This is a genomic window from Rosistilla ulvae, from assembly GCF_007741475.1.
Taxonomy (GTDB): Bacteria; Planctomycetota; Planctomycetia; order Pirellulales; family Pirellulaceae; genus Rosistilla; species Rosistilla ulvae.
The window spans coordinates 5109540-5125433 of sequence record NZ_CP036261.1 but is presented as its reverse complement, the minus strand read 5'-3'; the positions used below and the strand labels follow the sequence as shown (position 1 = coordinate 5125433).

The 15894-nt window shown below is 57.7% G+C and carries 9 protein-coding genes; 2 read left to right on the top strand and 7 right to left on the bottom strand.

Going from position 1 to position 15894, the window contains the following annotated elements:
- Positions 1-88: 88 nt before the first annotated feature.
- From EC9_RS18035 to EC9_RS18025, 3 genes are all read right to left on the bottom strand, one after another.
- Entirely contained in the window at positions 89-1126 is a 1038-nt protein-coding gene (locus tag EC9_RS18035) for a glycosyltransferase family 9 protein (protein WP_145347379.1), read from the bottom strand.
- A gap of 44 nt (positions 1127-1170) precedes the next feature.
- Entirely contained in the window at positions 1171-2007 is an 837-nt protein-coding gene (locus EC9_RS18030; protein WP_145347377.1) for a DUF6655 family protein, read from the bottom strand.
- A 270-nt stretch (positions 2008-2277) separates the two neighbouring features.
- Positions 2278-3237 carry a TIGR03009 domain-containing protein gene (locus EC9_RS18025; protein ID WP_145347375.1) on the bottom strand — a complete coding sequence of 320 codons (960 nt, stop codon included), beginning with the start codon at positions 3235-3237 and terminating at the stop codon, positions 2278-2280.
- A 250-nt stretch (positions 3238-3487) separates the two neighbouring features.
- Between EC9_RS18025 and EC9_RS18020 the strand changes: the two genes are divergently transcribed.
- Entirely contained in the window at positions 3488-4015 is a 528-nt protein-coding gene (locus EC9_RS18020) for a type 1 glutamine amidotransferase domain-containing protein (RefSeq protein ID WP_145347373.1), read from the top strand.
- Between the two features lie 20 nt (positions 4016-4035).
- On the opposite strand, the gene mnmE is transcribed toward EC9_RS18020, so the two are convergent.
- Positions 4036-5400 (bottom strand): tRNA uridine-5-carboxymethylaminomethyl(34) synthesis GTPase MnmE, encoded by a 1365-nt coding sequence (mnmE, locus tag EC9_RS18015; protein WP_145347371.1) that lies wholly within the window; start codon positions 5398-5400, stop codon positions 4036-4038.
- A 143-nt stretch (positions 5401-5543) separates the two neighbouring features.
- Between mnmE and EC9_RS18010 the strand changes: the two genes are divergently transcribed.
- Positions 5544-6821 carry a HEAT repeat domain-containing protein gene (locus tag EC9_RS18010; protein WP_145347368.1) on the top strand — a complete coding sequence of 426 codons (1278 nt, stop codon included), beginning with the start codon at positions 5544-5546 and terminating at the stop codon, positions 6819-6821.
- Between the two features lie 380 nt (positions 6822-7201).
- Here the strand turns inward: EC9_RS18010 and EC9_RS18005 are convergent, their stop codons facing one another.
- From EC9_RS18005 to EC9_RS17995, 3 genes are all read right to left on the bottom strand, one after another.
- Complete coding sequence (locus tag EC9_RS18005; protein WP_145347366.1) at positions 7202-10468, bottom strand: c-type cytochrome domain-containing protein; 3267 nt, start codon at positions 10466-10468, stop codon at positions 7202-7204.
- Between the two features lie 228 nt (positions 10469-10696).
- Positions 10697-13159: a DUF1549 domain-containing protein gene (locus EC9_RS18000; protein ID WP_391556705.1), complete on the bottom strand. Its 2463-nt coding sequence runs from the start codon at positions 13157-13159 to the stop codon at positions 10697-10699.
- 131 nt (positions 13160-13290) lie between these two features.
- Positions 13291-15711: a PPC domain-containing protein gene (locus EC9_RS17995; protein ID WP_218934241.1), complete on the bottom strand. Its 2421-nt coding sequence runs from the start codon at positions 15709-15711 to the stop codon at positions 13291-13293.
- Positions 15712-15894 lie beyond the last annotated feature (183 nt).

The window sequence follows — 15894 nt, the reverse complement described above, 5'->3', positions numbered from 1 at the left end:
GGCCCACGATCAGCGTAACGTCCGATGGGGCGGACGGGAACCTAGTAGACGGGAGGTTTCAACGCATTGTGACCGACGGCGGCAGGCTTTATGCGGCCACTCGCGATGAGCGGCTGAGCATTTGTGTCAAACCGGCGCAAACGTCGACGACTTCGATCGCACGCATCGACCAGTTGTCGGCCGAGCGCCGCTGCCGACTGGTACCGTCGAAGCGAGCCTTTTGGATCGAAAGATGTTCGGGGCCATAAGGGCCCGACAACTCCGGCCGCGTCGGTCCGTGTAGCGTGACGCAGCGGGTGCCGACGGCGACGGCAAGATGCATCGGGCCGGTGTCGCTGCTGAGAAACAGCTTCGTATGTTTCAAGACCGCGGCCAACTGGACCAGCGACGTGTCGGCTGCCAAGACCGCGGCGCCATCGGAAACCTGGCGAATCTGTTCGGCCAATTCGCGTTCGCGTTGGCCCGCCCATACGATCAGGGTCGGGATTTTGTGTTCGTTGCGAAGCCACGCCGCGACCTGCCCAAACCGCTCCGCCGGCCACATCTTGCTGTCCCAACCGGCTCCGGGATTCATAATCACGGGGTTGGGATCGCCGACGGTTTCCGTCACATGCTGTTTGGCCCAACGGCTGACGTCGTCGGGAATGTTCAGGTTGAACTGCGGCTTGCCCGGCACGATGTCCAGCGGTCGCAGCAGTTCGGCTTGGGCGTCGATCACGTGAAGATCGGGATCGCTGTCGACGGAGACCGTGTTCATCCATGGGGCTAGTTCACGGCCTCGCGGTTTGGCAAATCCGATCCGCAGCGGCGCATTGCTCATCCATCCCAAGGCGGCGCTTTTGGTAAGGCTTTGTGGATCGAGCACACAGTCGAACGGTTGCTGGCGAAGCTGTCGACGCATCGCCATCAGATCGCTGGGAGTGCGGAGATAGCGTTTGGGAACGGAGATCACGCGATCGACGTCGGGGCAGATCTCAAGGAGTTGCCGGGCCGCGCAGGAAACCGCCCACGTGATCGTTGCGTTGGGCATCGCCGCCTTGATCGCCGCGGCCATCGGCAGGGTTGCGATGCAGTCACCAATCGCGGACAAACGCGAAATCAAAATACGGTAGGGTTTGTCGGACATGCGATGCCTGTGGGAAAAGCGAGTTGTGGAGCGAGATGCGTCGGCTATTTCTTTGCTGGTTTTTTTGCCTCTGCGGGCTTGCCCGCCGGTTTCTTGGCAGCTTCGCCCGACGGTGTATCGGCGTGTTTGGCAGCTTCTTCAAACGAAACGGTTTTCAGTTCTCCCCCTTGGGATGCATCCAACACGACCGCCTCGCTCGATTCGTTCATCAGATCTGGTTGCGGTGGCGCACCGGGGACGATCGGATACCCATCTTCGAATCGAGTTTGAGCGTTGAGGTCGACGGGGGGCCGCAGTGGCGATGCGCCACTGGAATGGGAGTGGTCTTCCTTGTGGGACGAGGGGAGATCGCGTCCGGCCAAACGCGTACTTTCTCGCACGGTGCCACTTTCAAACGGTCCAACGCCCAGGACCCATGTGTCGCGGGAATCCGATTCGCTGCGTGAGATCCCCGATTGCCAGACCGCTTTGCGGGTTTCACGATCGTATGCAAACACCGCGATTTTTGCAGACGCTTCGTTCGACTCGCGGCGCGCAAACGAGATCTCAGGAATCGTGGGAACCGGTGGCGCTTCGGCGACCAGGGACGCAGCGGTCGACAATGCGTTGCTAGCGGGGATGCCGTAGCTGACTTGGTAGCCATCGGCACCAAGCGTGCCGACCCGAGCTTCGATGATCAGTTCCGCTGTTTTGCGGTCTTCTTCCAGCAGACAGCCCGCGGCGATGATCTGCTGTCGCAGCGAACTGATGATGTAGTCGGAGTTGACGAACAGAATTCCTTTCACCGCCGCCAGATACGTCGTATCGAGATAGACCTTTTTCCCAGCCAGCGGACGAAAGTCGATCGCCGATATGCTGCGGTCGACGGCGTCGGACAACAACAGTTGATCGGTTGCGGTTCTTGATTTTGTTGTTCCGCATCCCGTAGCCAACGAAAGTGCCAATACCCCAATGAGCGTTGCGACACGACAGGAAAATTCGAGGCGAGCATGCATCGTCGTTGTTTTTAGCGAAGCAGTGATGGTAGGAGGGGAGCGGGCGGGACGGGATGCGAAGCGAAGGAAGCCTGGCAATTCGCATTCGGCCTGCGGAGGGCAGCGACACAGATGTCGACGGCGACCGCAGGTTCCATTTTTTCGATGCGGCAATCGCTATCGACTCTGTGGTGCTTGGCCGAGGGGAGCGTTACCGTTTTCTTGAGCCATCTTGGGGGGCGCCCCCGCGTTGAACTTGTTGCGAATGATCTTCCAGTCCGACGGTGGCGAGACATCGATGAAGTTCTGACCGAAGATTCCCTCCATCGCTTTGGAAAACAAGTTTCCGTTGCGTTGCACGTCCGCAAATTCGTAGACGTCGCGTTCGGGGTTGTTGCGTTGATCAAAGTTGGGTGGGAACAGGACCAACGCCTTGGGCAGGAATTGCTTGGCGTCGATGATGATCATCACCTTCATGAATTCAGCGCGGTCCTTTTGATGTTTGGGCCACGCTTCCAACCAATACTCCCCTTGTTCTTTTGGGGGCAGTTCTTGGAGCCAATACCGGTTCTTCATCTCTTGAGCGTTCAGGTTGAAGACAAACGGCAACGGGCTGGAAACGATCTGAGTCCCTTGCATTTCGGGGGGCAGTTCTAAGATCTCGCACTTCTTGTTGGCGCGATCAAATTCCAGCAGTTCCTTGCCGGTACAGACCCACCAATCACCCGGTTGGTTTGCTTCCTTCTTGTAGATCGGCGCCTTCTTGTCGTCGAAACCGTTGAAGAACAACATCTCTTCGACGCGGTACATACCTTGCGCGGGAGCTTGGTATTTGACTTCGCCGCGAGCCCAGGTTGCGTGGATTTCTTTAGGTGCTTGCAAAGGGCGGAACTGCCATCGCTTGAAACTAGCCGACAACCGCTTGGTCGAATTGCTGGACGATTCCCATGCGGTTAACAGTTGGTCCAACCGGGCTTGTTGTTCTGCCGACAGGGCAGGAAACGGTTGGCCGGTTGGTTGCGCGTTCGCATTGGGGGTTGTGGCAGGTTGCGGCTGCCCCGGAGTCGCTTGCTGGGCTAGGCAGGTCGCCGCTGACAGCAGGCCCAACAGGCCGATCGATCGAATCAAACGCATCATCCGTGACGCCCTTTGAATGGTAGTAGGTGGTTTAGCTTTTCTGGAGATCAAAGCGGAACATTAGCAGATCGGTCCACGTTTCCGAAGATCGATTGCTGCCATCTAAGGGGACGATAGTCGAATCGATAGGGTTGTTGGAATGGCAATTTGCGGCCCATGCGGTCCCTTGGTACGATGCCACGCTTCTATGTTCACCCTGCATTTGACGGGGCCAATTGGCCGACCGCCGTGTTTTTCCTGAAGGAACCCCATGCCTGTATTAACTAAACACAAGATTTTGGTCTTCGTCGGGGACATCTACGAGGATCTTGAACTTTGGTATCCGAAGCTGCGTTTGATCGAAGCGGGAGCAAGGGTGGTGGTCGCGGGGCCCGCAGCGAACACGAATTATGCTGGCAAAAACGGCTATCCCTGCACCTCCGACGCGGCGATCGACGATATGGATGCAGCCGATTTCACCGGTTTGGTCGTTCCCGGTGGCTTCATGCCCGATAAACTGCGCCGCGACCCGAAGGTTTTGCAGATCGTTCGCGATTTTCATGAAGCGGGGAAACCGATCGGGGCGATCTGCCATGGCGGTTGGATTCCGATTTCCGCCGGCGTCTACAAAGGTATCCGCGTCACCGGTTCGCCCGGGATTAAAGACGATCTGATCAATGCCGGTGCGATTTGGGAAGATGCCGCCGTCGTGATCGACCGCAATCATGTCACCAGTCGACGCCCCGACGACCTGCCCGATTTCTGCCGCGGGTTGATCGAAGTGCTGACAGCTGGATAGGCGATGTTGCTAGCAAGTCGCTATTTGCCGATGCAGAATTCGCTGAAGATGCGATCGAGAATATCATCGGTGTAGACGACGCCCGTCACCCGGCCGATGGCGTCCAACGCGAATCGAAGCTCGGCCGCGACCAGTTCTTCGCCCAATTGATGCTCGATCACCTGTTGAGCATTCGACAGGGCATCGCTCGCTTGAACGAGCGTTTCGCGACAGCGCACCGCAGTCGATGAAACGGTGCTCGATTCGACAGCATCGGACGATTGCAGCCGCTGGCCAATCTGCGTACGCAGGTCGTCGATGCCGAAAGTGGTCAGGCTGCTGGTCAGCAGCCAGTCGTCGTCAACCCAATCGGGCAACCGCTGGCAAGCATCGCGTTTGGTTCCCACGAACAGCATCGGTTGACTGCTATGGTTTCCGGGCTCTCGCGGCGCCAGTTGCCACGGCCGCAAACTCTCTTGATTCAGATCGATGCAGACCAGCAACAGGTCGGCCTCTTGGTGCGCTTGTTCCCCCAATGCTTGAGCTTGTTGATTGATCGCATCGCGGGCCTGTTCGATGCCGGCGGTATCGATCAAACGGACCGCGAGCCCACCGCAGTCGAGCGTCTGTTCGACACAGTCGCGCGTCGTCCCGGCTGTCGCCGAAACGATTGCAATCTCTTCGCTCGCCAGTGCGTTGATCAGACTGCTTTTGCCAGCATTGGGGTCGCCGCGCAGCACAACCTGAGGCGCCCCGGTCGAACCGCTTCGGAACGTCAGCTGGTCGGTGATCGCTTCGACCTGCTGGCAAATCCGTTGGATGTTCGTCGAGAGTTCGTGTTGCGAAATGAATTCGATATCCTCTTCGACAAAGTCGAGTCCCGCTTCGAGATGAGCTAGCAAATTCAGCAGCTCGGTTCTCAGCTGGTTCAGCGGTCCGGAGAGGCCGCCGGACAGCTGCCGCAGCGCGGCGTCGAGCGTCCGCTTGTCGTCGGCATCGATCACGCCCAAGACAGCTTCGGCTTCGGTCAGGTCCAAGCGCCCGGCCAAGAAGGCTCGCATGGTAAATTCGCCCGGTTCAGCCATACGGGCACCATGGTCCAATAACCGCTGCAACGCTGCGTTTAAGATCGGTTGAGCCCCGGGCAAGTGGATCTCTGCGCTTGGCATCCCGGTGTAGCAGCGGTCATCGGGCCAGAGCAGAATGCTAGCGTCGACCTCTCCCAGCGGCTGCCCCAGATCCAGCCGCGCCTGGATTCGCGAGGCGCGGTCGGGAAACGGACCATCCGACGCGCACAACGCGTGCAAGATCCGCGTTGTGTCGGGGCCGCTGACGCGAACGATTCCGCGAATCGCTCCGCCGGGCGGAGATGCTATCGCGGCGATCGTTTCTTGAGTCGCAAACATGATCCTGGCTTTCTCACTTGGAAATTGCTTGGCGACGGAGGTTGGTGAGGCCGCAATCCGCCGGGCAATTCCAATACTGCTATTGTCTTATTATTCACATCACAGAAGAATTCAGCGGTCAACCGCACCGGAGCCGTCACCGCATGAACCACCACCAATCCAGCAACCCGTTCGCCTATCGGCGTCGACGGCGTTTCTCCGGTTGGCCCTGGTGGGCCGCGATCGGGATGGTCGCCGTTTTGACGGTCTTTGTCGTGCCGCGCGTCTGCAATTGGTTTTTGTTGAACCAGCTTACCCAAGGCATCGACGATCTTCCATTGGGATCCCAGGCCGAAAGATTGCAATCGATCGGACATTTGGGTGTCCCAGGGATTCCCGTCCTGGTTCAATCGCTGTCGCATCGCGACCGCGGCGTGGCGCGGGCTTCGTTCGAAGTCCTGAAGTCGATGCAAGACGCGACGATGCAGAAAGGGCCTGTCAGTGGAGCCGCTTGTCATTTTGAATTGACGCGTCAAATCGCCGACCGATTGCCCGAGATACCGCCGGATCGCTACCCTTGGTTGACCGATCTGTTGAACCAAACGTTGCTCGATACGTTGGATATCGACCTGCAACGCGCCCAGACCAGTTATCGGTTGGCGACGTCGCTGTTATCGCAGATCGGTTTGCCCGACGACGCGGTTGCAGACGAGCCGACTCTGGTAGCATCGACCCAACCATTGCCCGCTGCAGCGATGCCCGCGGGACCACCGCAAGCGTTGGATGTGGCACTGACCGAGGAATCGGAGTTCCTGCCTAGCGTTCAACCACTCGCTTTGGATTCACCCGGTTCGCCCGCCGTTTCAAGAAACGGGCTCGATGAAAATCTGTGGGTCGATCCCACCGGTCGCCCCCGTCCGGCCGCACCGCCGGAGTTGGTGGAAACCAGTTCGCTGGAGCCGGAGATGTTGGCTAGCAGAACCGCCCCAAGTGACGCTGTGGTGACGCTGCCGATCGGCGGCTCGGCCCCGATCCTTTCCGCAGGCGGATATTCGACCAACGGTGCGTTGGAAGCGTATTCGACTCGCGCGGTGATCGATCTTTTGTCGAGCATCCGCAAACCGTTGGCTCAAGCCGCTCGCAGCGAATTGATTCACCGCGGGTTTCGACCGGCCGATCTTAGCCTGGCGATCCGTTTGGCTTCGAACACCGCGGCGATCCGGATGACGTTGATCGATGAGATTACGAATCGATCCGATATCGACCCGCGTCGTTGGTTGCTTTGGTTAGCCGAGGACGCGGAACGGAGCGTTCGGATGCGGGCGCTGTCTGCGTTGGGAACGATGAACGATCCGAACGTCGCAAAAGAACTCCGCACGCTGCTATCGACCGAACAGGATCCAGCCGTCGCCGCTCGGATACGCCAAGCTTTGGTGCGCTAGCGTTCTTGAAGATGGATCGTCCGGGATCGATCGTCGGGCAAATTGGATTGTGTTGGCGCTGATCAGCCGTCACGCGATTGCCGTTTGTCGCTTTCGTTGGCCCATTGAAGTTGGCGAGTGACGCTCAGCCCAACAAGTGAGTGGACGATCCGGATCAGTATCTCGCTTCCGCACTCGGTAACGTAAGTAAACCGAAGACCTGCTAGCGCCCGGTTGCCTGGAGAACTGGACCTTAGCGATTCGCGACGGGGACATCCAATGAAAAAACGGTAAGCCCACGGGATCGCTCGTACGATTAACCGGGACAAACCGTTTGGAAGATAGGGATATCTCGTGTCGATCGTACACGAAGTCCGATCGACGCTCGTCCTGCAACGGGTTTAGCTGCCGTAAGCTGACTTGAAAAACTCTGCCTTTTCCTTTTGCGTTTCCGCTTCGGAAAGGGCTTCGTCGGCGGCAGCTTCCAGCTCGCTTACCTTGGTCTTCAGTCCCGAGAGGTTCTGTTGTTCCGCGGCCTGAGCCTTTTGCATCTCTGCCAGTTGAGCTTCCAGCTTTTTCATGTTCTCTTCGACCTGCTTCAACTGGGCGTCGCGTGCGGCGATCGACGCAGCGACCTTTTCCGCAGCCGCGGCTTCGGCCTCCATCGCTTTGCGTTTTGCTTCGGCCGCAGCTTCCGCAGCCGCTTGGGCTTGAGCCAATTTAGCCGCCGTGCTTTGGAACGCGACGAATTCGGTATTCAAGCCTTCGAGACGCTGTTGAGCGGTCGCTACGTTTGCGCGAGCTCCGTCGGTTTCGGTTTTCGCTTTTGCCAAACCAGCCGTTGCCGCGTCCAGAGCTGCCTTGGAATCAGCGATCTGTTTTTCGACAACTGGGACCTGGGCGGTGTTCTGTTTGATCGCAGCCGCAAATTTCGCGACTTCCGCTGGCTGGGCCGCTGCCTTCTTGGTGAGCTCCGACAGCTTTGCGGCGACTGCGGTTTCTTCGGCCTTCGCGGCGGCGACCATCGGCGTGACAGCTTCGACGGCCTTTTTAAATTCGGCGACCTTGGCTGCGGCTGCCACGCGAGCTGCTTCTTCCTTGTTATCGGTCGCGGTGAGCGCCTTCTGTTTTGCCGTCAGGTCGGCATTCTGTTTGTTCATCGTTGCCAACAGCGCTTCAGCTTCCTGACGCGATTTGGAGACCTCGCCGATGTCCGCGGCATACTTGGCCACGACGGCGGCTTGCTTTGCACGTTCGGCTTTGGCAGCGTCACGCGTGCCCGCCAGATCGGCGATCTGTTTTTGGCTGGCAGCCTGCGAAGCGGTGTTGTCCGTTTTTTGCTTCTCCATCGCAGCGATCTTGGCATTCAATTCCGACAGTGCTTTGTCGGCGGCTGCCTTCGTTGCATTGGCCGCAACCAGTTGTTGGTCGAGGGCGGCCTTTGCATCGGTTGCCGCCTTGGCTTCGCCCTGCGCCGATACCAATTGTTCGTTCAACGACTTCTTCTCAGCTTCATCCTTGGTGTCGGCAATTTGTTTTTGCAACGCGGCGACGGCAGCATTTTTGGCGTCGACGGCAGTCTGAGCCGCGGCAACTTTCGGGCTGAGATCGGCGACCTGATCGGTCCCCTTTTTCTGTTCGCCCTTCGCTGCGGCAACCTGTTGCGTCGCAACCCCGATTGCGGCGGTGAGGTCGGTCAACTGTTTGTTGGTTGCCGCCAGTTTGGTTTCAGCCGCTTTGAGTTCGGCTTCGGTCTTGGCCTGTGAATCGGCCGCGCTCTTCTCCGCAGCCGCGGCGTCAGCTTGCAGCTTCGTCAGCTCTTGAAGCTTTGCGTCGGCGGTGACCTTGGCTTTGGTCGGCGCGTCCATGTCAGCGGCCAGTTTAGCAATCGCAGTATTCACGGTTTGCAATTCTTTGCGGGCGGCATCACGTCGCGCGGTGGCGTCGGTCATCGCTTTGTTGTTGGCCTGCATCTGCACGCTGGCGTCCTGCATTTGTTTGGTCAACGCAGCGACTTTCTGTTTAGCGTCGTCCGATCGCTTGGTTTCGGCAGCTTTCTGAGCTGTCAGATCGGCCAACAGTTTTTCGGCAGCGGCTTTGTCCGCGGTCGCCTTGGCGAGTGCCGCTTTGGTTTGTGCAAGTTTGGCGACCGCAGCGTCGTGTGCCGCTTTGGATCCGTCGGCTGATTTCTGAGCCGCCGCTTGTTTCGCTTCCAATGCCGTCAAAGCCTTCTGCAATTCAGCGACCTGCGCGGCTTGAGCGCTCTGCTGTTGTTCCAGTGTGGGAGGATTGGGGGCGATCTCATGTGCTTGCTTGGGATCGGCCACACTCCAGATGACGGTCCGTCCCGACCAATCTCCACCGACAATTTTGCTTCCATCGTGGGTCAGCGCGACTTCCAACGCGGGTTCGCCAAACGCGGGCAGCGTAGCAATCGCACCGCCGTTGGCGTCCCACAGTTTGACCGTGCGGTCCTTGCCACAGGTCGCGATTCGGCCGTCTTTGGCCATCATGATGCCGGTCACGCTGTTGTGCGCTTTGAAGCTTTTCAGCTGTTTCCCTTCGGTCATCTCCCACAGCTTGACGGTTCCGTCTTCGCTGCAGCTGGCCAGGACATTGGAGTCGGCTCGCCACGAGACGCCTCGAACCGCCGCGGTATGACCGATCAGGTCCAAGTACAGCCGCCCGGTGTCCGCTTCCCAGACGTGTAGACCGCCGGAACGATCACCCGAGGCGACCAAGATCCCATCGGGACTGTAGTCGACACAGTAGATCCAATCGGTGTGTTTTTTCAGATCGAACAGCTTGTCGCCGGTCGACGTGTCGAAGATCCGCAGCATCTTCTCCGGACCACCCAACGCGATCCGCGACATGTTATCGTTCATATCGGCACCAAATGCGGTGTCCAATTCATCGCCGACGCGGAACAGTCGATCGCCGGTTTTCACGTCGTAGACCGCTGCAACCCCCAAGGATGAGTGCGTGCCACCAGCGACCATCAGATAGGCGCCGTCGACGCTGAAACGGATCGTTTGCGGAACACCTTCGGGGAACGGCAGCACACCTTCCAGCTGAGCGGTGTCGGTGTTGTAAAGTGAGACTTGACGTTGGCCACCCACTGCAATCAACGGTGCCCAGGGACTGGTTGCGATCGCCGACGCCGCAGCGCTGCGTTGAGTCGTGATCACAGGAACCCGCCAGACCGATTCTGGCATGGTGATCACGTCGGGCTTTCCGCCCGCATCCATCGCAGTGAAGGTCAGCGAAGGGCCTTTCTTTTTCTTGGCCTTACTGCCGCTGTTTTCCAGTACACCGCCATCGATCCAGTTCTTGATGATGTCCAATTGCTCTTTCGGCAGCGGCTCCGAATTCGGAGGCATCACAGGCGTATCTTCGTGAGTCATCACCTGGTACAGCCGGCTGCTGCCCGAATCCCCGTCGAATACAACTTCACCGCTGCCGCCACCTTCCATCAACGCGGCATAGCTGTCGATGGCCAGACCACCCTTGGCATCGTTCGCGTTGTGGCACTTCAAGCAGCTCTGCCGAAAGATCGGTAGAACATGATCGATGTAATTCAACTTCGGCTTGTCGGTCGGCTTTTCATCGGCAGCGTGCAAAGTGCTAAACGACGAGGCGACTAACAGGAGAAAGGAGATTCGTTTCATGGCGGCGAATGCATTTAGGTGGGGAGGGAATCATCCGAACCAACCTCACCGCGCAACAAGCGGGCACAGTGGGGGCGGATCGGCGATATCGATGTAGTTTCGCAGCGCATCGCTCACCCCGAAACCGGAGTGCTGCCCGCCAAAGCGATTGTCGATGGCGGGCATTCGCACGACGCGTTTGCAAACGCCGCAATGGGCGGCGTAGTATCGATCTATTCTACACGCGGATCAGTGATTGAAAACAAATTCCCGGCTGTTTAGCAAAGCCCAGAAAATGTCTTCGAGTCCTTCCTTGGGAGAGGGCGATTTTCCAATGGTCGCCAACAGTTCGGCCTTTTCCGTGTCGGTTGGCTTGCGAGCCAAGCAACGGATATAGAGCCGATCGAGAGCTTGTTCGGGAGTCGCATCGCCTTCCAGCAATTTGTCGATCACTTTGCCTTGAGTGATCTTGCCACTGGTGGTGTTGCTGTTAAGCAGGTGCAAGGCTTGTGAAAGCGATGGATCGGTCGACGCTTCACAGTCGCAGACGGTATCGCGTGGAGCACGGCCGAACGTCGTCAAAAAGTAGGTCGATGTGCGACCATCGGCGATTTGAACGGCTCGGGCTCCCAGTGGAAGACCGCGGAACTTCTCGTTGGTGTCGGTTACCTGACCGATGCAATCGAGCAGCATTTCAGCAGGGATCCGGCGAACCGTCGCATAAGCGAAGTTGCGTGTGTCGGTCTTGTTGCTTTCGTTTGCCGTTGCGCTACGTTGGTACGCTTCGCTATTGCAGATGTCGCGAACGAGCTGGCGGAAGTCGAATTTATATTCACCCAGCTTGGTTCCCAACATTTCAAACAACTCTTGGTTCGAGGCGGGATTACTGATTCGGACGTCATCGACGGGCTCTACAATTCCGACGCCCATAAAGTGAGCCCAGACGCGGTTCGCGATGCTGGTAGCAAAATAAGGGTTCTCTGGACTGGTCAACCATTCGGCCAGCACAACACGGCGATCTTTGCCCTTGGTGTCGGCAAATTCACCACCCAGAAATTTGGGTGGGCTGACCTTGTTGGTGACGACGTGTTTGACTTCGCCGCTGCCACGGTTGTAGATGATTCGTTCGCGATAGTCCTCTGCACCTTTGCTGCCGACTTGGCAGAAGAACGCGGCAAAGCTGTAGTAATCGTTTTGTGTCCAACGATCGAATGGATGGTTGTGACACTGGGCACACTGAGTGCGGATTCCCATGAAGACTTGGGCGACGTTTTCCGCTCGCTTGAGCGTGTCGGTTTCGATTTGGTAGTAATTGGTTGCTGGGCTGCTGAACGTACCACCGGTAGCCCCCAGCATTTCGCGAACCATTTGGTCGATGGGGACATTGCGAGCGAATTTGTCGGTCAACCATTGGTTGTACAGGAACGCCGACTTGTAGCTCACTTGGTTGGAGCTTTTGATCATCAACAGCTGAGCGAATTTCATCGCCCAGATCTCGCTGAATTCTTTGCGTTCTAACAAGCGATCGATCAACTCGGACCGCTTTTGCGGCGCGGTATCGGTCATGAAGGCATGGTATTCCTCTTCGGTGGGCATCTGGCCGGTTACGTCCAGCGTGATGCGACGCAAGAATTCTTCGTCGCTGCACAAACCGCTCGGTAGGATCCGCAGTTGGTTCAGCTTCTTGCCGACCGATTGATCGATGTAGTTGCCGGTGATCTGCGGTGCTTCGTACTTCAGGTTTTCTGGAAGCACGATCACTTGGCGGCCTTCGGTCTTCGTTTCGAAGCGAGCCATGATGAACGCTTCGCCACGCGCACCGGCGGTGACGTTGCCTTCGTTGTCGATCGAAGCGGAGGTTTCGTTGTTTGTCATGAAGGCGGCGAGGTTCGACACGTCACGTGTGGTGCCGTCGTCGTAATGGGCGACCGCGATGAACTTTTGCTTGCTGCCCGCACCTTCGATGACCGCTTGAGGAGGATAGATTTCCAGCTTCGAAACCGCGGGTGGCGGTGTCGGGTCGTTGGGGGCTCCGTTCTCCAACCACTCAAGGATGGTCGCGTAGTAGACGCTCTCTTTGTCAAACAATTTGCCGCCGGTGTGCGTTACCGCGCCAGTCGCTTTGGTCAAGAACAGGCTGTCGGCGGGAACGGCTAGGTTGATCCGACGCATGCCGATTTCGCGGGTGATGCGGCTGTAATCGCCAGCGGGATCGTACCCGAACAGGCTGATCATGAAGCCATCTTTGCCGATCTTCGCGCCGTGGCAGCTGCCGGTGTTGCAACCGCTGCGAGTCATGATCGGAACGATATCTTTTTCGAAACTGATCGGCAGCTTCTCGCTCGGCCGCGTGACCTTCACGGGGATGCGAATCTCGCTGGATCCATAATTGCAGACCAGTTCGGTCGCCCCTTCAGCCAACGGAGTGACTTTGGTGCCTTCGAGTTTGGCGACCTTGTCGCTGGCCAATGTCCACTTTGCGGTCTCGGTGACATCCAGCGTCACGTCGTCTTCGCGTTTCACGACGGCGATAAAGTTTTGGTAATCGCGAGCGGTATCCAGCGAAATCTCTTCTGGATAGACAGCCAGGTTAACTGTCGCCGAGGGGGCCGGGCCATCGGAACTGGCTGCCGCAGGTGCAGCCGGTTCGGCGGCCCATGCAACTGCGCTGGACAACAATACTGCCGAGAGTGTCAGAGATAGTCGACGCATCATCATTACCTTAGGGTCGTTATCGTTGCTTTTAACGTTCGGTGGGCATCCCAGCCCGTCGGTTGTTCCTGTGGCGATCTTCCTGACCTGCCAAAACCAATCGAAGCGAATCTATTGGCAATTCGGTTACCTTAGTTGCCGGCGCGAGCTTCTTCACGCATCAAACGGAGTTGCTCCAGGCGGCTCAGCGGTTTTTCGACCGCTGGTTTAGGTGCTGCCGGTTTTTTGGCTGGTGCTGCTGCCTTTTTAGGTGCTGGTTTGGCAACGGGTGCGGGCAGCGGCTTGTCGATCTGCAGGATGCCCGTTCCTTGAGTCTGCGTGATCACACCCTTGTCGCTAACGATCTTGGCACGAGCGACCAACGATTTGTGTTGGCCAACGCGAGCTTTGTCCGCGACCTTGACCGCGTAGACGACCTGCTCGGTCTCGTTGGTGATGGTCTGCTTCGAATTTCCGCAGGTCACACCTGCAGGAATCCCGACCAATTCAACCTCGCACGTTCCTTCGAAAGGACGGCCGATTTCAACATCGACGACGACGTTGGCGTCGGCGCCCAATTCGCTGGATGTCTTTGGGAAGCCGAACGTGAAGATCTTATCCGCAATGTTCAGCGTGATGGGGTCCGATGCGATTTCATAAGAGCCGTTGCCATCGCTGATGATGGCGGACGCGATCACTGGCCATTCGCCAATCGCTGCCGAAGCGTTGGCAGTGATCGGAATTTTTGCTTCGTTACTCCCCTTGGGGATTTTGATGCTTCCGCTGGATCCGATTCCCGGTGGGTTGTACAGCAAGCGAACGGCCACGTCGGCGTCATAGTCGGCACGGTCGATCGTAACGGTCAGTTCCATTGAACCGTTTCGCACAACGGGCACCTGCGGTTGAACAATGGCGATTGTGCATGGGGATTTTTTCGAAACCGCAATGGCAGCGCGATTGGAACGGTACTCGAAAGGAACCGCGTTGTTACGTCCACCAACGATTTGGTGTTGTTGGTCGAAACGGGACACAACGTCATCCCGTTTATCGACTTTGCCAACCAAGTTGACCAAGCGACCGTCCAATGGTGCGTCAGCTGTTGCGGTCAGCAACAACGGGACGGTGGTACGGTTGGCGGGCATTTGAATTGGGGTCGCGGTAACTCCAGCAGGCAAGTTCAACGCTTCGATGTCGATCGCGCCACCAAAGCCTTTGCGAGTTGCGTTGAGCATCACGGCGGTTCGGTTTCCTTGAGGGACCGCAATCATCGTGGCTTCATAACGCTTGCGGTCGGGGAGCGACAGTGTCAGTTCGGGCCCGGCCAATGCGACTTCCAATCGATAGGCAAATCCAGGCCCACCGCTGCCCAAGTGATCGCTGATTCGAACGTGGTACGCTCCATCAGCAGGGATTTTGTACTCGAGGAAACTGTCGGGACCGCCGGAGTCATCGTTGCCGCCAACGCGGCCACCTTTGGCGTTGTAGACGTTGATCACGCCATCGAGTTCGGATCGCAAGACTTTGCGTGAGAACAATCGGATGCTGACCGTCTGCCCCTTCTTCGCTTCAAAACTGAAATAATCGTTGTCGCCTGGTTCGGCTAAGATTCCGCAAAATGCGGCGGGCAGTGTACCGGCGGTCGATTCTTTGAAAGAGTTGTTGGGTTCTTGTTCAATCACGTTGCCTTGTGGTTGAACCCGAACGTAGTTCGGCGATGGGCTGCTGCCGTGTTCATTGGTAGCGACGATGGGATATAATTCCGACGGTTCGCTTGGCAATTGAATCGATTCTGTCCACTGCTGGCCATCGATCGATACAAACGTGGCGTTGATCACCTCACCTGGGGCACCACCGGCGGGGACGACAGCGACCGGGCGGGGGAAGGAACCGATGTGCAGTCGGTAGGCATCGTTACGACCGCCAAACGAACTGTCACGGACCATGACGATATAACGACCGTCTTCTGGGGCCGTAATCGAGCAAACGCTGTCCTGTTGCAACAGGGGGGCGTCGTCGCTGAAGGCGAGTTCAAATCGGTCGCTGTTCAAGATCGCAATGTAGGGATCGAAAAAGGGATCTCCGCGGCCGCGACGCAATCGCGTTCCTTCGACCTCGGCGGTCAAACGGTCCCCTTTCTTCAAATCAACGGCGAAGTAATCGACATCCTCGGTGGCGATTTTGCCCTCGATTGTGACGTTGCTTTCGATCAGCTGCGGCGTTTCGATATCGCTGTTGGGTTCGACTTCATCGACGTTGGGCATCGCACCGACGGCGAACATGATCATGTCGCTGACATCGGTTTCGGTCACCATGCGAACGGGATAAAGGCCCGGCGGCGTATCAGCGGGGACTTCTAGTTCGGCTTCGACTTTGCTGTTATCGACGGGAGTCACCGAGAGGACGTTGATGCCCGGGATATCGAACAACAACTGGCGTCCATCTTTAATCCGGGTACCGGTGAAGATGACTTTCTGGGTTGTACCGCGTTGGATTCCGCGGGGGATCGATCCCGTCAAACGGGGTTGGGCCGCAACCGCAACTCCAGCCAATAGGAAGAATAGCAACGACGTCATCACGATCTGTCGCGAAACCAGATAGGAAGAGCTTGTTCGACGTTCAGCAGCGGTCTGATAGCGGGTGCGATGCATGGCAATCGGTTGCTCGGGCGAAGGTGGGAGGGGGAAACACGCGGAGCTGGAAGGGCTCGCCCGCAGGTTTTCCCGGCGGGCGAGCGAATGTTCTTTTCAGCAGCGATT

Excerpts from the sequence above, each read along its gene's own strand:
- EC9_RS18035 (WP_145347379.1), bottom strand. The coding sequence starts at position 1,126 with ATGTCCGACAAACCCTACCGTATTTTGATTTCGCGTTTGTCCGCGATT.
- EC9_RS18025 (WP_145347375.1), bottom strand. The coding sequence starts at position 3,237 with ATGATGCGTTTGATTCGATCGATCGGCCTGTTGGGCCTGCTGTCAGCG.
- EC9_RS18020 (WP_145347373.1), top strand. The coding sequence starts at position 3,488 with ATGCCTGTATTAACTAAACACAAGATTTTGGTCTTCGTCGGGGACATC.
- mnmE (WP_145347371.1), bottom strand. The coding sequence starts at position 5,400 with ATGTTTGCGACTCAAGAAACGATCGCCGCGATAGCATCTCCGCCCGGC.
- EC9_RS18010 (WP_145347368.1), top strand. The coding sequence starts at position 5,544 with ATGAACCACCACCAATCCAGCAACCCGTTCGCCTATCGGCGTCGACGG.
- EC9_RS18005 (WP_145347366.1), bottom strand. The coding sequence starts at position 10,468 with ATGAAACGAATCTCCTTTCTCCTGTTAGTCGCCTCGTCGTTTAGCACT.
- EC9_RS18000 (WP_391556705.1), bottom strand. The coding sequence starts at position 13,159 with ATGCGTCGACTATCTCTGACACTCTCGGCAGTATTGTTGTCCAGCGCA.
- EC9_RS17995 (WP_218934241.1), bottom strand. The coding sequence starts at position 15,711 with ATGACGTCGTTGCTATTCTTCCTATTGGCTGGAGTTGCGGTTGCGGCC.